Origin of the sequence: Streptomyces sp. NPDC005722 (genome assembly GCF_040630935.1) — a bacterium.
Classification (GTDB): domain Bacteria; phylum Actinomycetota; class Actinomycetes; order Streptomycetales; family Streptomycetaceae; genus Actinacidiphila.
On sequence record NZ_JBEXYN010000003.1, the window covers coordinates 107,796 to 130,306 of the forward strand.

23 protein-coding genes and 1 pseudogene are annotated in these 22,511 nt (G+C 73.6%); 14 read left to right on the plus strand and 10 right to left on the minus strand.

The window, feature by feature from the left end:
• Positions 1 to 258 precede the first annotated feature (258 nt).
• From ABZ479_RS04520 to ABZ479_RS04530, 3 genes are all read right to left on the minus strand, one after another.
• On the minus strand, positions 259 to 837 hold the full coding sequence (locus ABZ479_RS04520; protein ID WP_500459848.1) for a GNAT family N-acetyltransferase: 579 nt from the start codon (positions 835 to 837) through the stop codon (positions 259 to 261).
• Positions 838 to 937: 100 nt separating this feature from the next.
• The gene (locus ABZ479_RS04525; RefSeq protein ID WP_500459850.1) at positions 938 to 1,468 is read right to left on the minus strand and encodes a hypothetical protein; all 531 of its coding nucleotides are present in this window, start codon (positions 1,466 to 1,468) and stop codon (positions 938 to 940) included.
• A gap of 172 nt (positions 1,469 to 1,640) precedes the next feature.
• Entirely contained in the window at positions 1,641 to 2,030 is a 390-nt protein-coding gene (locus ABZ479_RS04530; protein WP_500459851.1) for a hypothetical protein, read from the minus strand.
• Positions 2,031 to 2,106: 76 nt separating this feature from the next.
• Here ABZ479_RS04530 and ABZ479_RS04535 point away from each other — a divergent pair, with 76 nt between their 5' ends.
• Positions 2,107 to 2,457 carry a hypothetical protein gene (locus ABZ479_RS04535; protein ID WP_500459852.1) on the plus strand — a complete coding sequence of 117 codons (351 nt, stop codon included), beginning with the start codon at positions 2,107 to 2,109 and terminating at the stop codon, positions 2,455 to 2,457.
• On the opposite strand, the gene ABZ479_RS04540 is transcribed toward ABZ479_RS04535, so the two are convergent.
• Entirely contained in the window at positions 2,442 to 5,828 is a 3,387-nt protein-coding gene (locus ABZ479_RS04540; RefSeq protein WP_500459853.1) for a S8 family peptidase, read from the minus strand. The two genes, ABZ479_RS04535 and ABZ479_RS04540, sit on opposite strands and share 16 nt — an antisense overlap.
• Before the next feature lie 238 nt (positions 5,829 to 6,066).
• Here ABZ479_RS04540 and ABZ479_RS04545 point away from each other — a divergent pair, with 238 nt between their 5' ends.
• The 3 genes from ABZ479_RS04545 (at position 6,067) to ABZ479_RS04555 (ending at position 7,896) form a co-directional block, all read left to right on the plus strand.
• Complete coding sequence (locus tag ABZ479_RS04545; RefSeq protein ID WP_500459854.1) at positions 6,067 to 6,300, plus strand: hypothetical protein; 234 nt, start codon at positions 6,067 to 6,069, stop codon at positions 6,298 to 6,300.
• Between the two features lie 77 nt (positions 6,301 to 6,377).
• Complete coding sequence (locus ABZ479_RS04550) at positions 6,378 to 7,019, plus strand: DUF6518 family protein (RefSeq protein WP_500459855.1); 642 nt, start codon at positions 6,378 to 6,380, stop codon at positions 7,017 to 7,019.
• 112 nt (positions 7,020 to 7,131) lie between these two features.
• Positions 7,132 to 7,896, plus strand: coding sequence for a PIG-L deacetylase family protein (locus ABZ479_RS04555; RefSeq protein ID WP_500459856.1), 765 nt, complete (start codon positions 7,132 to 7,134; stop codon positions 7,894 to 7,896).
• Between the two features lie 355 nt (positions 7,897 to 8,251).
• Here the strand turns inward: ABZ479_RS04555 and ABZ479_RS04560 are convergent, their stop codons facing one another.
• The gene (locus ABZ479_RS04560; RefSeq protein ID WP_499600362.1) at positions 8,252 to 8,659 is read right to left on the minus strand and encodes a YciI family protein; all 408 of its coding nucleotides are present in this window, start codon (positions 8,657 to 8,659) and stop codon (positions 8,252 to 8,254) included.
• A 289-nt stretch (positions 8,660 to 8,948) separates the two neighbouring features.
• Positions 8,949 to 9,770: an MBL fold metallo-hydrolase gene (locus ABZ479_RS04565; RefSeq protein WP_500459857.1), complete on the minus strand. Its 822-nt coding sequence runs from the start codon at positions 9,768 to 9,770 to the stop codon at positions 8,949 to 8,951.
• 275 nt (positions 9,771 to 10,045) lie between these two features.
• On the opposite strand from ABZ479_RS04565, the gene ABZ479_RS04570 reads away from it, so the two are divergent.
• From ABZ479_RS04570 to ABZ479_RS04580, 3 genes and pseudogenes are all read left to right on the plus strand, one after another.
• Complete coding sequence (locus ABZ479_RS04570) at positions 10,046 to 10,258, plus strand: DUF6228 family protein (protein ID WP_500459858.1); 213 nt, start codon at positions 10,046 to 10,048, stop codon at positions 10,256 to 10,258.
• Positions 10,259 to 10,405: 147 nt separating this feature from the next.
• Positions 10,406 to 11,371, plus strand: a complete 966-nt coding sequence (locus tag ABZ479_RS04575) for a hypothetical protein (protein ID WP_500459859.1) — start codon at positions 10,406 to 10,408, stop codon at positions 11,369 to 11,371.
• A 372-nt stretch (positions 11,372 to 11,743) separates the two neighbouring features.
• A pseudogene (locus tag ABZ479_RS04580) lies at positions 11,744 to 11,905 on the plus strand (IS630 family transposase); the annotation flags it as partial.
• Positions 11,906 to 11,911: 6 nt separating this feature from the next.
• On the opposite strand, the gene ABZ479_RS04585 reads toward ABZ479_RS04580, so the two are convergent.
• Positions 11,912 to 12,424 carry an SUKH-4 family immunity protein gene (locus tag ABZ479_RS04585; protein WP_500459861.1) on the minus strand — a complete coding sequence of 171 codons (513 nt, stop codon included), beginning with the start codon at positions 12,422 to 12,424 and terminating at the stop codon, positions 11,912 to 11,914.
• 151 nt (positions 12,425 to 12,575) lie between these two features.
• Between ABZ479_RS04585 and ABZ479_RS04590 the strand changes: the two genes are divergently transcribed.
• Positions 12,576 to 13,139, plus strand: a complete 564-nt coding sequence (locus ABZ479_RS04590; protein ID WP_500459863.1) for a hypothetical protein — start codon at positions 12,576 to 12,578, stop codon at positions 13,137 to 13,139.
• A 514-nt stretch (positions 13,140 to 13,653) separates the two neighbouring features.
• Positions 13,654 to 14,328: a hypothetical protein gene (locus ABZ479_RS04595; RefSeq protein ID WP_500459864.1), complete on the plus strand. Its 675-nt coding sequence runs from the start codon at positions 13,654 to 13,656 to the stop codon at positions 14,326 to 14,328.
• Positions 14,329 to 14,364: 36 nt separating this feature from the next.
• Here the strand turns inward: ABZ479_RS04595 and ABZ479_RS04600 are convergent, their stop codons facing one another.
• The 3 genes from ABZ479_RS04600 to ABZ479_RS04610 all read right to left on the minus strand — a co-directional run bounded on the left by ABZ479_RS04600 (position 14,365) and on the right by ABZ479_RS04610 (position 16,447).
• Complete coding sequence (locus tag ABZ479_RS04600; protein WP_500459865.1) at positions 14,365 to 14,532, minus strand: hypothetical protein; 168 nt, start codon at positions 14,530 to 14,532, stop codon at positions 14,365 to 14,367.
• 25 nt (positions 14,533 to 14,557) lie between these two features.
• Positions 14,558 to 14,914, minus strand: a complete 357-nt coding sequence (locus ABZ479_RS04605; RefSeq protein ID WP_500459866.1) for a YbhB/YbcL family Raf kinase inhibitor-like protein — start codon at positions 14,912 to 14,914, stop codon at positions 14,558 to 14,560.
• Between the two features lie 204 nt (positions 14,915 to 15,118).
• A complete protein-coding gene (locus ABZ479_RS04610; RefSeq protein ID WP_500459868.1) occupies positions 15,119 to 16,447 on the minus strand; it encodes an epoxide hydrolase family protein in 1,329 nt (442 codons plus the stop codon).
• A 393-nt stretch (positions 16,448 to 16,840) separates the two neighbouring features.
• On the opposite strand from ABZ479_RS04610, the gene ABZ479_RS04615 reads away from it, so the two are divergent.
• From ABZ479_RS04615 to ABZ479_RS04635, 5 genes are all read left to right on the plus strand, one after another.
• Positions 16,841 to 17,278, plus strand: coding sequence for a TIGR03618 family F420-dependent PPOX class oxidoreductase (locus tag ABZ479_RS04615; RefSeq protein ID WP_500459870.1), 438 nt, complete (start codon positions 16,841 to 16,843; stop codon positions 17,276 to 17,278).
• A 95-nt stretch (positions 17,279 to 17,373) separates the two neighbouring features.
• Positions 17,374 to 18,126, plus strand: a complete 753-nt coding sequence (locus ABZ479_RS04620; protein WP_500459871.1) for an SDR family NAD(P)-dependent oxidoreductase — start codon at positions 17,374 to 17,376, stop codon at positions 18,124 to 18,126.
• A gap of 79 nt (positions 18,127 to 18,205) precedes the next feature.
• Positions 18,206 to 20,533 (plus strand): AAA family ATPase, encoded by a 2,328-nt coding sequence (locus ABZ479_RS04625; RefSeq protein WP_500459873.1) that lies wholly within the window; start codon positions 18,206 to 18,208, stop codon positions 20,531 to 20,533.
• 79 nt (positions 20,534 to 20,612) lie between these two features.
• Positions 20,613 to 21,401 (plus strand): alpha/beta fold hydrolase, encoded by a 789-nt coding sequence (locus ABZ479_RS04630; protein ID WP_500459875.1) that lies wholly within the window; start codon positions 20,613 to 20,615, stop codon positions 21,399 to 21,401.
• A gap of 108 nt (positions 21,402 to 21,509) precedes the next feature.
• The gene (locus tag ABZ479_RS04635) at positions 21,510 to 22,421 is read left to right on the plus strand and encodes an NAD-dependent protein deacetylase (RefSeq protein ID WP_500459876.1); all 912 of its coding nucleotides are present in this window, start codon (positions 21,510 to 21,512) and stop codon (positions 22,419 to 22,421) included.
• Positions 22,422 to 22,511 lie beyond the last annotated feature (90 nt).

The following is a 22,511-nucleotide window of genomic DNA, read 5'->3' on the forward strand; positions in this document are numbered from 1 at the left end:
GTGACAGGGCGGGGCGAGACCGGTTCTCGCCCCGCCCGCCCGTGCCGCGGGGGAGAGCACCGGACTTCGGCCGCGTCATCGGGCCCCCGAATCTCCTTGCCAAGACAAGCACCCGAGTGCGTGACGGGTCAATTTCCCCGCCGCGGCGGGGCGACCGGGAGCGCTCAGCGGGCGCCGGGCAGTGTCGCCGAGCCCGTGGGGCACTGGTCGTTCCGGATCAGGGACGTGCCCGCAACCGGCGAAACGCGGCCACCGGCGTCACGTCGACGTCGTCGCTCCACGAACGGACTTCCAGGACGGCGTGACCGGGGACCGGACGCCGAGCCACTGCTCGGCGCCGTAATCCTCGAACCGCTCCACCTCGGTGAACCCCAGCTTCGCCGCGAGGCCCATCGAGCGGGCGTTGGCGGTCCGGGTGGTGAGCACCACGGGTGCGCCCGGGTGCGTGTCGGCGAACCATCGGAGCGCCGCCGAACATGCCTCGGCGGCGTAACCCTGCCCCCACGCATGCGGCAGGAACATGTAGCCGAGGGCGGCCTGCCCGTCTTCCGGACGGACGTGACCCGGGCGCTCCGGGGCGTGCCGGTCGAGCGTGACGATGCCGATCGCCGCTCCGTCGAGTTCGGCCACGAAGAAGCCGGGGCGCCGCCCGGGCACTTCCGGCACCTCGCGTTCCAGCTCGTCACGCGGCCGGGCACCGCCGATGTACGCGCCCACCTCCGGCGAGGCGAACAGCTCGATCAGCGCCGCACGGTCACGGGCCGTTGACTCGCGGAGCACGAGCCGCTCGGTCCTGATCGGAGCAGGCGGCCAGGCGACTGGTCCACGTTCCCTCACGAGGGCCAAACTACCGTGCCCATGAAGGGTGAGGATGCCGCACCGTTCCGTCCGTGACGTCCCGACGAAGGCCTCGCGCCCGCAGATCGTATGACGAGGTCTACTGCCCGCCCAGCCGCAGCGCAGCAGCCACGTAGAGGCTCCCGGACACCGTCACGAGCAGGAAGACGAGGGTCGTGTGGAGGGCGAGACCACGCCCCGGGGCGAGACCCAGAAAGGTCCGGGCGGCTCGGCTCACCCGGGGCGCGGGGACTCCTCGCGCGGCGTTCGCCTCCGCCTTCTCGATCGCCCGGCGCAGCTTCCTGCGGCTTCGCTCGGTCGTGAGTCCCAGGCGCACACCGTGGGCGTCGCGCACCAGCAGGGTCCGCTGCGCGCCGCCGACCGAGAAGGACGTCAGGAGCCGGACGCCGGTGATCCGGTCGAGGTCGACCGACCGTTCGCCGGTCAGGGTGCGCGCGGTCAGACGCGACGACGAGTGCCGGAACGGGGGTCGCTCCTCGCACAAAGCGGGCAGAAGGACGACGCCCGCGATCGCCGGGAACAGGCCGAGCGCGATCGCGCCCTCCGGGACGACACCGGCCCCGGCCAGCCCGCACCCGACCAGGGGCAGCAGGACGAAGGCCGCGGCCAAGGCCGATCCCGCGCGGGCGCGCGCCACGCCATGAGTCGTCGTTCCCACTGGCCCCCCGTTTCCGCCGGCAATCACCAGCATGCACGCGCGACGGGCCTTTGCGTAGTGCCGGTGTCCCATGCTTCCCTCGGCGAGCGGCGCGGGCGCGTCAGGCGCGTGCGCGCCGCCGGTCCTACGGACCGGGCCAGAGCGGCTTCTGCACCTGCAGGTCGACGACCGACACCCACTCCGCCGACGGGATCGCCCGCTCCACGACGAACCACTCGTCGGGGCGTTCACCGAAGTGCGTCGCGGTCAGCACGTGGACGGTCTGGGCCGGCAGCCTGGTCCCCGCCCAGGCGTGCCAGCGCTGCGCCTCCGGCGCCGGCACCTCGACGGTGAACCGCACCGTGCAGTCCCGGAAGGGTTCCGGGAGCGAGGCGGGGCTGGGGTCGGACGTGAGGTGCACGCTCCGCGCCAGCTCCGGCAGGTCCTCCTGATCCGTCGGCCAGGTGGCCTTGAGCTCTGCGTCTGCCAGGATCAGCGGCCACCGCTCCGGCCGCGTGAAGTGGAAAAGCAGCATGCAAGGACTTTACTGAAATACCGCCGCTCCCGGACCACGCGCCGGAGCAGCGGCCGCGGCTCCTACGATTCCGGCCATGGCACGCTTCGAAGACCTCCTCCGCTCCCTCTGGGACCCCGGCGACCCGCACGGGACGCAGCCGCCCCTGACCGGCCGGGCCGTCGCGGAGGCCGAGCACGCGCTGGGCGTCACACTCCCCGGCTCCCTTGAGGCCCTGCTGCGCCGGCAGAACGGTGGCGTGGTCGCGGCCGCCAGGGACGCCTTCCCCACGAGCGCGCCGACCTCGTGGAGCGCCGACCACGTCCCGTTCGAGTTCGTCATGGCCATCGGGCGCAGCGGGCCCGCCCGCACAACACGGCGGCAGGGCCCGCCAGTCGGAACCGGTGGGCCCTGCCTGTGCGTCGTGCAGGGCTACTTGAGCAGGTAGGCCTTGACGACGGTCTGCTTGAAGGTGTTGCCGGCCGCGTCCTTGACGTACGTGCGGAAGCTGACCGAGCCGCCCGCCGCGTGGCGCGGGTGGTCGACGGTCACCGTGCGCTCGGTGCCGGAGCCGGTGACCTTCGCCGGGCGCCAGGTCCTGCCCTCGTCGTAGGAGACCTCGGTGGTGAAGGTGCGGATCGCGATCCTGGCGGCACCGACCGGGCGCTGGATCAGGACCGGGATGCGCAGTTCACGCCCCGCCCGGGCGCGGTTCCACTCGTCGAGTTCCGGGGCCATGCGCACCGCGTACAGCGGCAGCGTCTGCGGGGTCGCCGTGGTCTGCGACCGGAACCGCCACTCGGCCCGCAGTTTCGTGGAGACGGAGCTGACGGGGGCCAGGTCGCGGTCCTGGTCGAGCGTCAGGCGGTAGTCGGCGGGGGTGGGGTCGCCCGGGACCGTCGCGAAGCCGTAGAAGTCCGGGACGGCTTCGCCGTTGCGCGACAGCTCCCACTTCGGCTCACGGCTGGTCGACGTTCCGGCCACCAGGTCCATGCCTCCGTTGGCGGCGTCCTGGACGCCGATCCACAGGTCGTCGCCGTCGCGGAAGGTGTCCATGTACTCGGGCGAGAAGCCGACCGCCTGGACCCCCTGGTTCCAGCGCTCCTCGAACGCGGCCCCGCTCCGGTAGCCGCGGAGGGTGCCGAGGTACATCTGCCCGCGCGGGCTGTCGGGGTCGAAGATGTTCCACTGGTCGAAGCCGGTCTGCCAGCTCAGACCGTCGGCCGCCGAGAAGTAGTCGACGCGCCGGTCCGGGACGCGCAGCCCGTCCATCCGCTGCAGGGCGAAACGGACGTCGTCGACGTACATGTAGAGCAGGCGCGTCGCGGTGGTGCCCGGGGCGGTGGCGGCGAAGGTGGTGTTCACCTGCGCCAGTTCGGACCTGCGGGGGCGGTAGCCGGGGTCGGCCGGGATGGCGCCGTGGACGGGCCGGGTCAGGTAGTACGCGGACGGGGGGTTGCCGCCGCCGGTGGCGGGCTCACCCCAGACGGAGTTGACGAGGTAGGTGAACTTCGAGTCCTTGTGCCGGGCCGTCGGAGTGGCGTAGAGGTGCTCGACGTGGTCGTCGCCGACCGCGTCGTTCACGGTGACGGACAGCAGTTCGTCGCCCTGGCTGATGGTGCCGATCTCCGTCGAGAGGATGCGGGCGGTGCGGCTGGGGGCGGAGATCGTGACGGGCTCGGCGGCGCGCGCGTCGATGACCGCCGAACGGTCGGCGGTCGTGACGACCTTCGGGACGCCCACGACGGTCGCCTCGGTGAAGTCGGCGTCGAAGAAGAAGCCGCTCACGGAGTAGGTGCCGTTCGGCAGGCGCAGCGTGGTGCCGGCCTCGCCGAGCAGTTCCCGCTCGTAGGTCCCGCCGTCGGCGGAGTCGATCAGCAGGTAGGCGTACGCGGGGGCCTTGCCCGCGCGGTCCTTGAGGGTCAGCCGCAGTTCGTGCGAGGGCTGCTCCAGGTCCATGCCGAACGGGACGCGGACCGACACGCCGCCGTCGGCGGTGGTCGCGCGGACCACGCCGCTGTAGGCGGCGTACTCGGTGGTGGTCCGCGGGTCCACGGTGAGGGTGACGTCCGCGGTGCCGCCGGCGGGCACGGTGACCTGGTCGGCGCCGAGCCGGAAGAGCCCCTGGGGGGCGGGCTCGTCGCGGACGCCGCGGCCGGCGTTGTGCGTCAGGTGCAGGGTGACGGGGGCGGTGCCCGGGTTGCGGTAGGTGATGGTCCGGCTCACCGGGTTCCGCACGTCGTCGGTCCACTGGACCAGGCCGAAGTCGAGGGCGGTGGTGTCGGCGGTGACCTGCTGGTCGACGGCGCGGGCGACGTCCACGCGTCCGGCGCCCTGGTAGTAGGCGCCGCGCTCCTTGGCGCCGTCCGTGGTCTGCATCAGCCGCCGCTTGACCTGCTCCGGGGTCCAGTCGGGGTGTTGCTGGAAGAGGATGGCGGCGGCGCCCGCGACGTGCGGGGTGGCCATGGAGGTGCCGCTCATCGCGACGTAGCCGTCCTCGGCGGTGGTCCCGCCGGCCATGGCGGCGGTGACGTTCACCCCGGGGGCGATGAGGTCCGGCTTCAGGCCGGAGTCGCCGGTGCGCGGGCCGACCGAGCTGAACTCCGCGCGGTCGTCGTCGGCCTCGGCGGCGCCGACGGCCAGCGCCCGGTCGGCGGAGGCCGGCGAGGAGACCCGGCTGCCCGCCCCGTTGTTCCCCGCGGCGGCCACCACCAGCGCGCCGTGGTCACGCGTCACGGTGTCGACCATGGCCTCCACCGCGTCGGTCCCGGGGGTGTCCGTGTCGCCCAGGCTGAGGTTGATCACCTTCGCGCCGTGCTGGGCGGCCCAGGCGAGGCCCTCGATGACGGCGGAGTCGTCGCAGTTGCCGTCGGCCGTGCAGACCTTGCCCGCGAGGATCCGTGCCCCCGGTGCCACGCCCTTGTAGCGGCCTCCGGAGGCCGCACCGGAACCGGCCACCGTCGAGGTCACGTGGGTGCCGTGGCCGTGGCCGTCGGCGGCGTCCGCTTCACCGGTGAAGTTCGCCGAGTCCACCACCAGCCCCTTCAGGTCCGGGTGGTTCGGGTCGTAGCCGGTGTCCAGCACCGCGACCTTGACCCCCTCCCCGGTCAGGCCCTTCTCCCACGCGTGCGGCGCGCCGATGCGCGGCACCGTCGTGTCGAGCTGCACCTTGGCGCGACCGTCGAGCCAGATCCGGCGCACACCCGCGCCGAGGACCGTCGCGTCGGCCGTGCCGGGAGCGATGCCCCTCCAGAACGCGCCCGCGTTCCGGCGGCGTTCGGACACCGTGGCGAAGGAGGTCCCGGCGATGGCGTTCACCTCGCCGGCGCCCGCCGCGGTCAGCCGCCGCTCGGCGGTGCCTGCCGCACCGGTGTACTGGACGATCAGCGGCAGGCTCCCGCGCTCCGCGTACTTCCCCTTCACCAGGGCCGAGACGTCGAACAGCGCGCGGTCCAGCCGCTCCGCGGCGAGCAGCGGCAGCGCGTCGACGGGTACGACCGTCCACTTCCCGCCGTCCTGACGCTTGACGAACCGGATGTGCTCGCGGCCCTCGGCGGGCTCGACCGACACGCTCTGCCTGCCGGAGGGGTCCGTCTCCAGCGTGACCCGGTCACCTGTGATGAGGGTGACCTGCTGCCGGGCGGTCGGCGGGACGCCGGCGGCCTGGGGCCGCGCCGCCGCGTCGCCGGGTTCGGTTCCGTGCGCGGCGCCGGGGGTCACGGCGAGTCCCGCCAGCAGGGCTGCGAGAGCGGTCGCCGCCACGAGCTGCGGCCGGGGGCTGGTGACGCCCACCCGCCATCTGATGTTCATGTGACTCATGGGGGCAGCGTGACGTGGGTGTTCCTCGAGGTCAGCCCCGTCGTGCTGTCGTTCACAGGACAAGTCACCTTTGCGCCACGCGGGATGGGGTCGAAAAGCCTCGACTGGCGATGAAACCGGCACGGTCGAGTGCGCCGGCGGCGGCCCTCGGGCTGTCACACCCGCGCGGGCGGCCTCGTCTATGTGGCGGCAGGGCCCGCGGGTGGACGCGGGTACCCGCCCCCACCGGAGGAGGAGCATGACCGGCCGACCGACTGCCGACGACCGTACGGACCCGAGGGGAGTGGAGGCTGCCGCGGTCGGCGACCTCGCCCGTCTCGTGGAGGCCATCGCCCACTCCACCGACGACTCGCCGGACTCGGTGCTGGCCGGGTTGTCGGACGACATCGTGGCCGGGCTGTTCGTCTTCATCCGGGCGCACCACATGGACAGTGCCCGGGGGAGCGTGCCACGCCCGGCCGGGGTGCCGTGAGTCCGCCCTGCGCAGTGCCGTCACCCCTGTCCCGCTATACATTGCGTGTATAGACGGCTTGTATAGTGCGCGTCATCATGGTTACCGCATCCCTCGCGTCCCGCCCCGGCCGACGCGGTGAGGCCGTCGTCGTCCCGGCCGTCACCGTGGTCTTCGGGCTGCTGCTCGGCTGGGCCACCTACGGCCTGCACGGCACCACGCCCCTGCTCGAGCGGGCGACCAACTCCTCTTCCACGTGGATCGTCTGGACCGCCGCGGCCGGCGCCCTGATACGTTCACGGCCGCTTGCCGCCTGGGCCGGAGCGGCGATGATGCTCGCCACGTGCGCCGGCTACTACACGGCGTCCACGCTCGGGGACACCTTCGGCGCGGGAGGACTCGGCACAGCCGCCGTGTGGGGCCTGGCCGGGCTGGCCGGAGGGCCGCTGCTGGGGTGGGCCGGATGGACCGCGCGGCACGGACGGGGTGACGTACGGGCCGTGGCGGGGGCCGTGATCGGCACGGTGGTGCCGGGGGAGGGGCTCTGGCTGGGCCTGACGCTCCACTACTGGGGAGAGGCGACCGTCTTCCTGGCCGTCGGCGCGCTGCTCACCGCCCTTCTGACCGTCTCCCTGGCCCGCGCCGGGGTGCGCCGCTACTGGCTGTGCGCCGCGCTCACGCCGGTGGGCGCCCTCCTCTTCCACCTCGCCGAGCTGTGGGTCCTCGACGCGCTCCTGTGACGCCCTGGGACCATCGACGCGAGGGGTGAGGCGGCCCACCGGAGCGGACGACGTCGGAAGGCGCCTGCTCCCTCGGGCCGCTGCCCGCAGCCCGAGGGAAGGCGGTCCGTCCATGCCTGTGCCGAGCCTGCTCGGGGTCTTCGCCCACCCGGACGACGAGTCGCTGTCGGCGGGCGGGGTACTGGCCCGCAGCGCGGCCGCCGGCGCCCGTACCGCGGTCGTCACGGCGACCTGGGCCGCGGACACCGCACGCGCGGCGGAACTCGCCGACGCGCTGCGGATCCTCGGCGCCGGTGAACCGCGGATGCTCGGCTACGCCGACGCCCGGGTGCCCGCGTCGGCCCCCGGCTCCCCGAGGTTCTGCGACGCGCCGCTCGACGAGGCGGTGCGCCGGCTGGTGGCGCACATCCGGGAGTTCCGCCCGGACGTCGTCGTCACCCACGACGCCTACGGCGGACTGCCCGGCCACCCGGACCACGTGCACACCCACCGGGTGACCGTGCTCGCCGTCCACGCGGCCGCGCTCGGCCGGCTCCACCCCGACGCCGGCCCTCCCTGGCGCCCGCGCTCCCTCCACCTGGCCACCCATCCGCACTCGGCCTTGGCCTCGCTGAGGGAGGTGATCGGTGCGCGCAGGGCCGTGTACGCCGTGCCGGACGAAGAGGTCACCGCGACCGTCGACGTCCGTCCCTGGTTGACGCAGAAGACCGCGGCCGTGCTGGCGCACCGCAGCGAGGTCGAACGCGGCGGACTGCCGGGGCTGATCGCCGGCCTGCGCGCGGAGGCGCGGGAGCGGGTGCTGGGCACCGAGTGGTACGTCCGCCACGCCCCCTTCTCGGCGGCGGCGCCGGACGACCGGCCGGAACCGGCCTTCTGACCGGGCGTTCGCCGCCCCGGCCTCGCAGTGCGCCCGGCATGCGGCGGCGGCCGGACCGCCGCCGCATGCCGTGGGGTCCACGGTCAGTCGAAGAGCCCCTCGACGATGTCCTCGGCGGCCTCCCCGCCGATCTCCTCGGCGGTCTCCTCCACGATCTCTTCGACGATCTCCCCGAAGATGTCGTCCATGTGCTGAACCCTCCCTGACTGTCGCGCGATGCGCTGGCCGTCGACCCGGACCAGCCCGTGGTCAACCGCTCAACGTGTGCATTCCGCGCGGGAGTTCCCGCATCCGGGCAGGAGATCGCGGGCGCCGGGCGGCGCGGGCGACCAGGGCGTACGCCCCGCCCTGGCGGTCACTCCGTGATGGTGGGCGGGGTGGTGAGGAAGGGGCGGACCTCGAGCCACTCGTGGATGGGGCGGCCGCCGGCGCCGGGGGCGGCGGAGAGCTCCCCGGCGAGTTCGACGGCGCGTTCGTAGGTGTCGACGTCGATGATCATCCAGCCGGCGATGAGGTCCTTGGTCTCGGCGAAGGGGCCGTCGGTGACGGGCGGGCGGCCCTCGCCGTCGTAGCGGACCCAGGCGCCCTCGGGGGCGAGCGCCTGGCCGTCGACGAACTCGCCGGTCTTCTCCAGGCGGGCGGCGAAGTCGTGCATGTACTGGACGTGGTCGGAGATCTCCTGGGGCGTCCACCGGTCCATGGGCACGTCGTTCACCGCGGCCGGTGCGCCGCGGTAGTGCTTGAGCAGGAGGTACTTGGCCATCGTGGGGCTCCTCGGTGCCGGTGCGACCCATTGTGGCCGCCTTCACCCCGGGGACGGAGCGGGTCACGGGTTCTCGACATCCCCGCACGAGAATTCTTCTCCGGCTCGCCCTTTGAGGGACAGCGGGACAGGCCGCCGGCCGCCGCGTTGCCCGTAGCGGCGCCGAGCGGATCACCACAGGATGAAAGTGACCGGTCGTCTACGCCGGTGCGGCCTGTCCCGTTGCCGGGGCAGAAACTATCACGGCTGAGTGCGCCATTTAAAGTCAGACGGGGGATCCGTGCCCCGGTCAGCGCGCGGTGACCGGGTGGCCCAGGTCGATCCACTCGCCGTTGCCCGCGGTGCGCAGCCGGCCGGCGATGCCGGCGTCGTCGAAGGCCCGCTCGATGTCGGAGCGGGTCTCGCTGAAGTGCGCCCATCCGTCGCAATGGGCGGCCACGACCACCGGCGACCCCAGCACCGCGGCCGCGGCACTGGCCCGCTGCGCAGTGAGCGTCAGTGGCCTGCCGCGCATCTTCGACGGCACACGCGCCGCGCCCACGAACAGGACGGCCACGTCGACGGGCGGCACCCGCCCGGCGATCTCCGCCACCACCGCGAGCGAGGCGTTGTCACCGCTGACGTAGACGGTCGGGAGCCCGTCCCCCGTCAGGACGAAGCCGGTGACCTCGCAGTTCACATGCCCCTGCTCGTCGCGTTCACCGTCGTCGGGACCGTGCTGTGCGGGGACGGCGAGGACGGTGACGGTGCCGCCGGAAGGGCGGGGGAGCTCCACGCTCTCCCAGGCCGGGAGCCCCTGGGCCGGAGGGCCCAGGCGCCGTGCGGCGGCGGGGCCGGTCAGCACGAGGGGCGACCCGAGGGCGAAGGCGCGGCCGCGGGTGTCCAGGTTGTCGGGATGGAGGTCGTGGCTGACGAGGACGGCGTCCACCGTTCCCAGGGCGTCCTCGCCGACGGCCGGCCCCGCGGTCTTGGTGAGGTATCCGTGGTCGCCCGGATCGTCGAAGGTGGGGTCCGACACCAGGCGCAGCCCGCCGACGTCGATCACTGTGGTGGGGCCCCCGAGGACGCTGATCCCCTCAGTGCGGCGGACGGGACTGACCCGGTCGTTCATGACGGCACCTTCCTGTCGGGACGCTCTCGGGGCACGTCACCGCGCCCCCATGCGATCACATCACACACGCGGTGCCCCCGCCGGAGTTGGCGCCCACGCTCACCTCCCCGTCCGGGCCGCAGCCGGGCCGTGCCGGTCCGCGACTCCGGAGACTCGAGCACCCGGGCCCGCCGGCCACCAGGGGGCCGGCGGATGTGGTGTTCCGGGCCGCCGACCGGTACCACCTGATGCCGCGTGGGCGACGTCCACAGGGTGCCGCGGCACCGGGCCCCGAGGTGTCCGCGCCTGCCGGTCACTGGAACGAACGCGACCTGACGCTCTCCGCCGAACACGACGGAGAGCGCGTCCGGTTGACGTGGGGCCCGCGCGACCGGTTGCCCGGCGGCGAGTGGCATTTCGAGGCGACGACCGGCCACGCCCCCGGCGAGGACAAGCGCAGGCTCGTCGGGCAGGTGCGTGCCTTCCTGGGGGCCGAGCCACCGGCGTGAACCACTCTTCGGTGCGGGCATCGGCCCGCCGGGGAAAAGGCATTGCCACCCGGGCGGTGGCCTGGTGGGATGCAGGCTCCGGCGGCGGGAGGGGACGGCTTGGCGGTGTTCGGGTGTGCGGGCTGTGGATCGGCACTGACGGTGGGGGTGTCGCGGGTCGCACTGCCGATCCACCTGTGCGACACCCACTGGGAGACGCTGCACCCGCCGCTTCTGGAGGCGGGGACCTACGCCGTCGACCCCCAGCCGTACGGGCCGCCCTGGCGGCTGTGGGACGAGGTCGACGAGCAGGAGGCCGCGGCCCGGGGGATCTTCGCGCCGGTCGTGTCCGTGTCGGACGGACCGTCGGACACCGTCCTGCTCGCACCAGGCGACGTGCGCGGTGCGGGGCTCGTCCCGGAGCGGACCGAGGGGTACTGCCTGGGGATCGACGGGAGCGGCGGCCCGAACCTCGCGTGCCTGGGCTGCGGGCTGCCGGTGGGCTCGCGGATCGACGACTGCGGCCGGTGGCAGATGGTCCGCCTCCTTCCGCGGGCGGTGGTTCGGCTGCCCGGCCCGCCGGAGCGACCGGTCATGGACTGGACGGAACTGCCGGCCGAGGGTGCGCTGGGCTGTCGGCTGGGCGAGTTCCAGGACATCCCGGCGGGCGTGGCACTGGCCCACGTGGCGGTGGCCGTCGGAGGCGGGCCGGTCGAGGTGGCGCCCGGCCCGGTCGCCGAGCTCCTCGGCCGGACCCTCGCCTCGCTGCTGCCCGCCGGGGAGGGTGGGCAGCGGCTGGACCTGGCGGGGCCGGGGCTCGGCGAGCCGGCCGCGGGGCTGGTGCTGGTGCCGGTCCATCCGCAGACCGGCGAGGTGTGGCGGCCGAGCGGCGGCGCGGTGGCCGTGCCCCTCGAGGCCGGGATCTGGGCCGAACTGGCCTTCCCGCCCCACCGGACGAGGCTTCCGGTCGTCGGCGGGCTGCCCGAGGGCGTGGAGCGGGACGACCCGCTGCCGCCGCACCCGCGGGCGCCGTTCCACCCGTCCCTCCCCGCGTTCCGGAGCACGCTCGCGCGCATGCCCGCCTGCCGGGAACCGTGGTTGCGGGCGATCCACGACCGCGGTTTCGCGTGGTGATCCGTCACAGGGCCTGATGCCTTTCGGTGCCGGGGCCGGCCGGCACGCGCGCCTTCGAAGGTGCTGTCCCGCCCGAAGACGGCCTTCAAGAATTGATGGCAACTCAAGCTACTTGCCCGTATTTACGTTCAATGTTCTACTTCATTGACCGGGCAAGCACTGCGGGTGTGGGGACGCCCCTTGCCCGGGCATGGGGACGCGGCCCCGCGGTGATGAGCCACCGCGGGGCCGCACATTTCCCCTCGACGAGTCCCCGCCCCGGGAAGCGGCAAGGCTCAGGCCGGGATCGCGAAGACCGGGGTCAGCCTCGCCCGGGCCGGCGCGCGGTCGACGAGCCGGAAGCCGCCGCGCCAGGCGGGCGTGACGTCCGTGGAGGGCATCTGGTCACTGGTCAAACGCGAGATCGGCAACCTCACCGCCGCGGAACTCACTCAGATCACCCGAGCCGTGAAACGGCGGCTCAAGAGGATCCAGTACCCACCAGAGCTCGTTGACGGCTGCCTCACAACCACCGGCCTGACCCTGGAGGCCTGAGGTGACTCAGTCCCCCTCCCAGCTCGCGTAGTCGCCCATTGCCACGTCGTCGCACATGGTCTCCCACAACCCGATGTGTGAGAGCGCGGTGTCATCGAGGGTGGCGAGGAGCCGGCGAAGCTCGTCCGCCACCTCCTGGAATCTGTCCTCCTCGCCTTCTTCGTAGAACGGGAAACGGGCGATGATGGCTGCGACGCACTGGTGGAAGGCCTTGAGGTCCCTGTTCACATGCGAGGCGGTCGTGGACTCGATCTTGGGGATCTGCACGACGCGAAGCGAAGCCACATCGATGCCGAGCCGCCCGTACAGGCCGCTGGTCCCAAAGACGACCGACCCGCTCTCACCGACCCCGCTCAGCAGCGTCGCCTCGGTCAGGGGTTGGTACTCATAGCCGATGAGCCCTGCTGGGATGCCGATCTGCCGCAGGTCGCCGGCGATCTCGGCGGGCACCTCTGGCGAACAGCCGATCCGGACCACGGCGTACTGGGGCAACGACAACGGCGGGAGGTCTTGGATCACGCGAACATCATCCCCGCGCCCCGGCCATACCGGGAAGGCGCGAGCCGGACCTCCGGACCCCGCTGCGAGTCGGCCCTGGGCCCGCTGTCGGACCCCGGGTCTACTGTTCCCGTCACTGCGCGGTGCAGTGAGGGCCGGAACGGGGACTTCCATGGGTAGCTACTTCCAGACGATCGTCGACACCGACGCGACGGCCGAGGAGGCCGAAGGGCACGCGGAGCGCGTGGTGGCGTGGCTGGTCGCCGAAGACGTCGTGCTCGCCGAGCGCAGGTACTCCATGCACGGCAAGCCGGTCTACTCGCCGGGGCCGCGGTGGGCGGAGATGACGGAGGAGCCACGCAGGAAAGGAGCCGACGGGCTGGCCGTCGTCACCGGTCGCACGGTGTTCTTCGGCTCGCTGGGTTCTGACGGTTCGCCCGTCTGCCCACGCTGCTCGGAGGCGGCCGCCATCGGGCCTTGGACGGCGGCTGAGGGCGCGCGCGACCCCTTCTCCGAGGCCATGGATACCTGGTACGCGACCGGCGCTGCCGAAGTGCAGTGCCCGGCGTGCGGCCGCCCGGTCGCGCTGCCCGAGTGGACGTGGGAGCACGACCGCTTCGCCTTCGCCTACTTGGGATTCGAGTTCTGGAACGGGGCACGGCTCCTGCCGCGGTTCACGGCCAGCTTCGGCCGGGTGCTGGGGCACCGGATACGCGTGGTCGCGGGGAAGATCTAGAGGGTGTTCCGAAGGCCCGCCCCACGCCTGTCGCGCCACTACTTTCGCAACACCCCTAGCACCGAGGGTGGGGGTAGGAATCCGGCATGCCGAGCCATGTGACCAGGAACCACGTGAACCATATGGTGAAGACGAGCCCTGCCGTCAGTGCCACACCGCGGTGACGCCTGCCGAGCGTTCCGTACAGGACGACCCACGGGACTGCTGCGGCAACCCATATGACGGGGCCAAGGAACAGTAACGTCAACGAGTTTGCGCCTGCATTGACGCCGATGTCGCATGCAGCCTACGTCTGGCCGATGGCGACGATGGAGGCAAGTGAGGTCAGCCCACCGAAGACAACGCCGAGCAGAACGCCTCCAGACCAAGGTGTCCGAGGGTCCGGCGGCCCTGCTTCCGGCGACGTTGCCCACTCCTCGCCGTGGTGACGCGGAGCGTCAGCCGAGACCCCGAACGCCCTGTGATCAAACATGACGCCACCATATGGGCAACGCCCCGGACTACGCTGCCGCTCATGACGGAACCCGGGCCGCCCCAGGCGATCACCAGCTGCTGGCTCTCCTGGCTGGCGATCCGCGCCCAGGACCGGACGGAAGTGGCTGACCAGATCGGTCTCACCCAGGTCGCAGAGGCATCCTGGTCCGCCGGCGCGGAACTGATCGACCGCATCGCCCACGAGCCCGCCGAGCGGTTTTCCCGCGTGCTGGTCACGCCCCCGCTCAACGACTGGGTGCTGGTCGTCGGCCCGTGGTGCGGCCTGCCCTACCTGAACCGCACAGCCGATGTCACCCGCATCTGCCTGGAGCTGAGCACGCGCCACGGCCAGGCGCACGCCTACTTCCACGGCGAGCAACGCGACGGAGACGCCTGGCTGATTGCCGAGCACGGCTCGATCACCAGACGCTGGATCAGCGAGTACCCCGAGCTCGCGCTAGGGCAGCCCGTTCAAGCAGAACGAGCCAGCCTCGACGCGATCGGCGTCACGGGACGCCCGGAAGACCTGGATCCGGAAGAAGCCGTCGACCTGCTTGCCGAATGGGAGTTCCTGGCCCCGTCCCTCGCTCAGGCACTCAGCCTCGATCCCACCAGTCTCACGGCGATATCCGGCCCCGCGAGCACTCTCCTCATTACCACCCCGCCCGCGGCACAGCTCACCGACCCGTTCGCGCACAGCAGCACGAGCAGCTGACCACCCGACATCACGAGTTCAAGTTCAGTAGCCAGTTCACTCGGGGTAGTTGATTTTGTCCCCTGAGGCCGTACCGGAGAAGCCCCTGTCACGGGCGCGGCCAGCCGTGTGGGCCTGTTGGAGGGTGCCCATGCCGACCGAGGCATACGGGGCGAACACCGTCACGGTCTCCAGCCCCTGCGTCCACGCCACCAGCGCGTCCACGTCCGTGGTGCACGCGAACGGCGCCTCATCGGCCCGCAGTGAGCAAATCCCTTACAAGGGCCCGGTACGGCCGCCGACTCGCCACGCGGCCGCCATCTGCGTCAGCAAATCGAGCGTGGGAACGAGCACCATGACCCGGCTCGCCCGCAACTTCCGCGCCGTCAGAACACCGATGAACGTTTCCCGAACCGGGCGCCGGCGCGGCGCCGAGGAAGCAGTGTCGCCCCGTGTCGTCGGCGAGCATCTGCGCCCCGACGGGGAGGTTCCCGCCGCCCTCGTCGCCCGTGCCGGCGGGCAGGTGGTCCACGGACGAGGGGATGTCGTACACCGCCCAGTGCCAGAAGCCGCCGGCGGTCAGGGCGTCGGGGTCGTAGCACGTCACGGCGAAGCTCCGCGTCCCGGCGGGCCGGCCGCTCCACTCCGGACGCGCGGCGAACGGTCCTCGCCCGGCCTGCCGAACATGCCGCTGCGCTGAGCGACGCCCAGGGTCTCCCCGTCGGTGATGTCCGTGCCGGCCGGCGTGAACCCGGGCACCGGCGGCAGCACCCCGCAGGGGTCGAAGCGCCCGGTCACGTCCGCCTCCCCGCTACTTGCCCGGCTTGTCGGCGTCGCGCAGGCCAGAGAACGCGGCGCGCAGCTCCTGGGTGAAGATGCCGGGGACCTCCCAGGCCGCGAAGTGGCCGCCGCGGGGAGCCTTGTTGTAGTAGACGAGGTCGTGGTAGGCGCGTTCCGCCCAGCTCAGGGGTGCCTGGTAGATCTCGCCGGGGAACACCGTGATGGCCGCGGGGATGTCCACCGACACGGCGTTGAAGTTGTTGGCGTTGTTCTCCCAGTACAGCCGCGCGGAGGAGACCGCCGTGTTGGTCAGCCAGTAGAGGCTGATGTCGTTGAGGATCTCGTCCTTGGTGAGCACCCGCAGTGGGTCGCCGTCGCTGTCGGTCCAGGCGGCGATCTTGTCGTACATCCAGGCGGCGAGGCCCGCGGGCGAGTCCGTCAGCCCGTACCCCACGGTCTGCGGGCGGGTGACCATCATGGCCGAGTAGCCGGAGCCCGTCTTGTAGAAGGCGTTGAGCTTGTCGTACGCGGCCCGTTCGTCGGGGGAGAGGCCGGCCGGGGCCGGGTCTCCGCAGGCGAGCCTCTTCGCGAGGTCCGGCGGCACGGTGGCCGGCATGTTGACGTGGATGCCGATCAGCCCGGGGGGCTTCTGCGCCGCCATCTTGTCCGACACCACCGAGCCCCAGTCGCCGCCCTGGGAGACGTAACGCGCGTACCCCAGACGCTGCATCAGCACGGCCCAGGCGCGGGCGATGCGGCTGGGGTTCCAGCCGGTGGTGGTGGGCCGCTCGGAGAAGCCGTACCCGGGCATCGAGGGGATGACGAGGTGGAAGGCGTCCCGTGCGCGGCCGCCGTGGGCGGTGGGGTCGGTCAGGGGGCCGATGACCTTGAGGAACTCCAGCACCGAGCCCGGCCAGCCGTGGGTCAGGATCATCGGCAGGGCGTCCGCGTGGCGCGACCGGACGTGGATGAAGTGGATGTCGAGCCCGTCGATCCTGGTCTTGAACTGCGGGAGGGAATTGAGCTTCGTCTCGATCCTCCGCCAGTCGTAGTCCTTTCCCCAGTAGCGCGTGAGCATCTTCATCGTCGCCAGCTGGACGCCCTGGGACTGGTCGGGGACGGTCTCGCGGTCGGGCCACCGCGTGGCGTCGACGCGACGGCGGAGCTCGTCGAGGTCCGCTTCCGGGATGTCGACGCGGAAGGGCCGCACGGCCGTGGCGTCCGCTGCCGCCGCCGTCCCCTTCGCCGCCTCCGGCGTCCGGGAGGCCAGGCCGAACGCGCCCGTGGTCGCCGCGGTCGCCGCGGCGGCGGAGGAGAGCAGGATCTTTCGCCGAGATAGCAGACTGGAAAGGTCGGGCATGGCAGATCTCCGGTCGTCCCGATTCCCGGGAGGGAAGTCTCGTCGGCGTGCGCGTCCCTCATCGCTGACGGCGCAAGCGCCGCGCGGATACGTGGCACGGATGCGCGGCACGGATGCCCGGCGCCGATGCCCGGCAGGGAGCCGCCGTGGGCCGGGAGCGCGGGCCGGCACGTGAGCCGAGGGCCGATAGGGGGTGTTCGGACGAGACGAGACGCTATGTGCCGCCCTGTCACCCCGCAACTCGGGATCGGCCCTGGTGACCGCCGCCCCGGAACCGCCGGCGGGTCGGCGGGGTGACGACGTGTCATCGTGGTCCCGACGCATGCCGCGGACGTCCCGACAGGTCGTGTCCGCGGCCCCGCACCCGAACCGAGACCGGCAGGGGAAACCGACGTGGCAACGTTGAACGACTTCGCGGAACTCGCCCGCGCCGAACAGGGCCTGGGCACGGTGTCGACGCTGCGTGCCGACAGCACCATCCAGTCCTCGGTGGTCAACCTCGCGGTCATGAGGCATCCGCTCGCCGACGCGGACGTGGTGGCCTTCGTGACCTACGGCAAGGTCAAGCTCGGCAACCTCAGGGAGCGCCCCCGGCTCGCCGCCTCCGTCCGCTCGGGGTGGCACTGGGCGACGGTGGAGGGCGCCGCCGAGATCATCGGCCCCGACGACCCGCACCCGGCGGTCGACGCCGACGGCGTACGGCTGCTGCTCCGCGAGATCTTCACCGCGGCGGGCGGCACCCACGACGACTGGGACGAGTACGACCGGGTCATGGCCGCGGACCGCCGCACGGCCGTGATCGTGCGGCCCGAACGGATCTACGGCGTCTGAGCCGGTCCACCGGCTGCGACCGCGGATGATGTTTGCCACCATGACCCGTAGGCCGTGCCCATGGTGCCGACGGCAGCCCGGACCAGGAGGACGTGATGGGGCAGCTCGACGGGAGGACGGCGGTGGTGACCGGCGGCTCGGCGGGGATCGGCCTGGCCTCCGCCCGCCGTCTCGCCGACGAGGGCGCCCACGTCTACGTCACCGGCCGCCGGCAGAAGGAGCTCGCCGCCGCGGTCGCGTCCCTCGGGACCGGAGCGACCGGCGTACGGGGCGACGTCGCCGCCCCCGGTGACCTGGACCGCCTCTACGAGCGCGTCGCCGCGGACGGCCGGCGCGTCGACGTGCTGTTCGCGAACGCCGGGGTGGGGGAGCGGGCGTCACTCGCCGAGATCACGGAGGAGCACCTCGACCTCGTCCTGGGGGTGAACGTCAAGGGCACGGTGCTCACGGTGCAGAAGGCCCTCCCGCTCTTGAACGACGGCGCGTCGGTCATCCTCACGGCCTCGATCTGGACGGTCGAGGGTCCCGAGGGCTTCGGCGTCTACTCGGCCACGAAGGCGGCGATCCGCTCCTTCGCCCGCACCTGGGCCAACGAGCTGAAGGGGCGGCGCATCCGGGTCAACGCCGTCAGCCCCGGCACGATCGCCACGGCCCAGCTCGACGTTGCCCTCGCGGCGGACACGGAGGAGGGCAGGCGGCTGAAGGAGTTCCTGGTCTCCCGGATCCCGCTCGGCCGCATCGGCGACCCGGACGACGTCGCGGACGTGGTCCTCTTCCTCGCCTCCGACCAGAGCCGTTTCGTCACGGGCACGGAACTCTTCGTCGACGGCGGCACCGTACAGGTCTGACGGGGCCGGACCGCCCCGGGACCCGCGGGCATCCGCCGTCGCCTCGCCGCCGCAGCCACGGCCCCGGTTAGGCTGAGGCGTGTCCCTCATCGGCCGTGACCAGGAGCTTTCAGCGATCGGGGCCCTCCTCGACCGGCTGCGAGCGGGGGCCGGCGAGCGCCTGGTCGTCACCGGGCCGCCGGGGGTGGGCAAGACCACGCTGCTGGCCGCCGCGGGGGAGCTGGCCGCCCGGCGCGGCATCCGGGTCGAACGGACCGGGGACAGCGCGCCGACCGGGCCTGCGGCGGCGGCGCCCCGACGGCCGGGTGAGCCCGTCCTCCTCCTGGCCGACGCCGGCTCCGACTCCGACGCCGGTGACGGCTCGGCGGAGGAGGCTCCCGGTGCCGGCCCGCCCCCGGGGCCGCGGGCGATCCTGGCCGCCGCGCGGGATTTCACCGGGCACGGGACGGAGCTGCGGCTGGGCGGACTGCCGGGGGCGGAGTTCGCGGCGCTCGTGCCGGGTCTGCCGCCCGACGCCGTGCACGCCCTGTGGCTGGTCTCCGGCGGGCTTCCCGGCCCCGCGTTGTCGCTGGCCGCGCGGCTGAGGGGGCTGGACGACGGCGCCGACCCGGTGGCGCACCTGGCGCTGGTCGCCCCCTCGCGGGCCCAGTTCCTCGAACTCGACCTCGGGCTCGTCCGCTTGCTGGAGGCGGCCGCCGAGCGGCCGCTCGCCCCGGCCGTCCGCGCCCGCGTACTGGCCCGCCTCGCCCGCGAACTGCTCGCCGACACCACAGCCGTGGCGCGCCGCCGCGACCTGGCGGACACCGCGCTCGGCCTGGCCCGGGCGTCCGGGGACCCGGGGACCGTCGCCGAGGTCCTCGACAGCCGGCTGCACGCGCTGTGGGACCCGGCCGCCACCGCCGAACGCCTCGCCACCGCCGAGGAGATCGTCGTGCGGGCCCGCCGGGCGGGCGACGCGGCGGCCGAGAGCCGCGGCCTGTTCTGGCGTTTCGTGGCGCTCGCCGAGACCGGCGACCTGGCGGCGGCCGAGGCGGCGCTCGGCGTGTACGCGCGGGCCGCGGAAGAGGCCGGGCAGACCGACGCCCGCGTGGTGGCACTCGCCCGGCAGGCGATGCTCGCCACCGTCCGCGGCCGGTTCGACGAGGCCGAGGCGCTCGCCGGCGAGGTCCTCGTGGCCGGGCGCAGGGCGGGCGTGGGCGACACCGAGCGGCTGGCCGGTTCGGTGCGCCACCAGCTCGCCGTCGTACGCGGGCGCGCCGAAGCCCCCGTCGAGCCCTGGCAGCGGATGGCGCGCCGGCTGCCCGGGCACTTCTTCGAGGCCACGGCGGCGCGGGCGATGCTGGAGTCGGGGCGCGACGTGGAAGCCGGTCTGGAACTCGAACGGCTGCTGCCCGCGGTCCTCGCCGGCACCGGGCCGCGCTGGACCGGTGCGCTGGCCGACCTCGCGGCCGTCGCCGCGCGCACCGGGAGCCCGGCGGCCGCCGGGGCCCTGTACGAGGCGCTGCTGCCCCACCGGGGACGGCTGGTCGTGTGGGGCGGGGCCAACACGATCACCGGTCCCGTCGACGACTACCTGGGCCGGCTGGCGGCACGCCTCGACAGGCCCGGGGCCGCTCTCGGCCACTTCGACGCGGCCGCGGAGCTGTCCCGCCGTCTCGGTGCCCTGCCCTGGCTCGCGTGGACCCTGGCGGCGCGGGCGGACGTCCTGAGCCGGCGGGGCGGCGCCGGGGACCGGGAGCGGGCGGCGCAGGACCGGGCGGAGGCCCGGTCGATCGCCGAGCGCCTGGGCATGGACGGGCTGCTCCGTGCCCCGCGGGCCTCCGCCGCGTCCCCGGCGGCGGCCGCGTCCGGGGCGGCAGCGGACGTCGGCCCGTGGCACTGGGTGCTCGACGGGCGGGACTGGCGGCTGGAGGCCGGCGGTGAATCGGCCCTCGTCCCCGACGGGCGCGGCCCCCGCTACCTCCGCTCGCTGCTGGCGGCGCCCGGTGCGGAGATCCCCGCCCTCGACCTCGTGGCGGGTGGCTCCGGGCTGGCTGCCCCGCCCGCCGAGCCGCTGCTGGACGACACGGCCCGCGCCGCCTACCGCCGGCGGCTCGCCGTGCTCGAGGAACGGCTCGACGCCGCCGACCGCGCCGGGGACGTCGACGCCGCCGCGGCGGTGCAGGCCGAGCGCGGAGCGCTCCTCGCGGAACTGCGGCGCTCCGCCGGTCTGGGCGGCCGCCCCCGCGCCCACGGCAACGAGGCGGAGCGGGCCCGGGTCGGCGCCACGAAGGCGCTGTGGGGGACCGTCCGGCGCATCGAGGCCGCCGCCCCGCTCGCCGGCGCCCATCTGCGGGCGTCCCTGCGCACCGGCCGCGTCATGCGGTACCAGCCCGCCCCCGGCGGTCCCGGCCGCTGGCGGCTGTGACGGCCGTCACGAACGGATCGTTCCCGGCGGTGTCACGCCTCCTGGGTGTACGGCACGCACCACAGGAAGGACACCCCACATGAGCACCGGCGGAGCACCCTCGACGTACGCGGGTCTGCGGGCGGAGCGCCACGGCGAGCCGGACGGGCGGCCGCCGCTCGTCCTGCTGCACGGGCTGAGCTACGACCGGCACCGATGGGGCCCGCTGCTGCGGGAGCTCAGGGCCATCGACCCGGCGCGCGGCGTCCTCGTCGTGGACCTGCCGGGGCACGGGCAGTCGCCGCCGCTGGACCGGCACGGGCTGGACGACGTCGCCGCGGTGGTGCACCGCGCCGTCACCGAGGCGGGCCTGACCCGGCCCGTCGTGGTGGGGCACTCCCTCGGCGGCGCCATCGCCACCGCGTACGCCGCGGCCCACCCGGCGAGCGGTGTCGTCAACATCGACCAGCCGCTGCGCGTCGGGGGCTTCGCGGAGATGCTGCAGCGCAACGCCGAGGTGCTGCGCGGCCCCGGCCACGACGCCATCTGGAACGGCCTGCTCGGCCGCATGGGCATCGACGGCCTGCCGACCGAGGCACGGGCCCTCGCCCGGCCCGACGCGGTTCCCGCGCCGGAGCTGCTGCTGGCGTACTGGGACGAGCTGCTGACCACCCCGCCCGCGACGCTCGACGAGCGCAACGCCGCCCGGCTGGAGCGCATCGCCGCCCAGGGCACCCCGTACCACTACGTCGCGGGCGCCGAGCCCGACCCGGAGTACCGCGCGTGGCTCTCCGGCGCCCTGCCGGACGTCACGATCACCGTGCTGCCCGGCAGCGGCCACTTCCCGCACCTCGCCCACCCCGCGGAGGTCGCCCGCCTCCTGACGTGAGGCGGCGGCGGTGCGGCGGCGGCGGTGCGGCGGCGGTGCGTCCGCCCCGGCGGTGCGGTCCGCGACCGGGGAAGTGGGGCGGGGTACGCCGTTGCGTACCCTTGCGGCATGCGCATGCGCCCCACTTTGAGCTGGACCCCGACCGAGGACCTGCCGCCGGGTACCACGGACGTGGGGCCGGTCGCGGACGCGCTGGGCGGCGGCGGCGTACTCGTCCTCACCGGGGCGGGCATCTCCACGGAGTCGGGCATCCCCGACTACCGGGGGGAGGGCGGGAGCCTGAGCCGGCACACCCCGATGACCTACCAGGACTTCGTCGGCGGCGCCCCGGCCCGGCGGCGTTACTGGGCGCGTAGCCACCTGGGCTGGCGCACCTTCGGCCGCGCGCGTCCCAACGCCGGCCACCGGGCGGTGGCCGCGTTCGCGCGGCACGGCCTGCTCTCGGGGGTGATCACCCAGAACGTCGACGGCCTGCACCAGGCTGCCGGCAGCGAGGGCGTGGTGGAACTCCACGGAAGCCTGGCCCGGGTCGTCTGCCTCACCTGCGGCGCCCTCAGCCCGCGCGCCGAACTCGCGCGGCGGCTGGAGGAGGCCAATGCGCGCTTCGCGCCGGTGGCCGCGGGGATCAACCCGGACGGTGACGCCGACCTCACCGACGACCAGGTCGGGGACTTCCACGTCGTGCCCTGCGTGGTCTGCGGCGGGGTCCTCAAGCCCGACGTGGTGTTCTTCGGCGAGGCCGTACCGCCCGCGCGGGTCGAGCAGTGCCGCGAACTGGTCCGCGGGGCGGCCGCGTTGCTGGTCCTCGGGTCCTCGCTGACGGTGATGTCCGGGCTGCGGTTCGTCCGTCAGGCCGCCGAGGCCGGGAAGCCGGTGCTGATCGTCAACCGCGACGCGACCCGGGGCGACCGGCACGCCCGCACCCGGGTCGCGCTCCCGCTCGGACCGGCCCTGACCGCCGTGGCCGGCCGGCTGGACGTGCCCCTCGACGGCCAGGAGGCGGCCCCGGCGATCGGGTGACGGTCACGGGGGTCCCGGCCGGCCGTCGCATGAGTGCGCACGAGGCCGGTCCGGCCACGGGGGTCGACCACCGCGGACGGACCGGCCGCA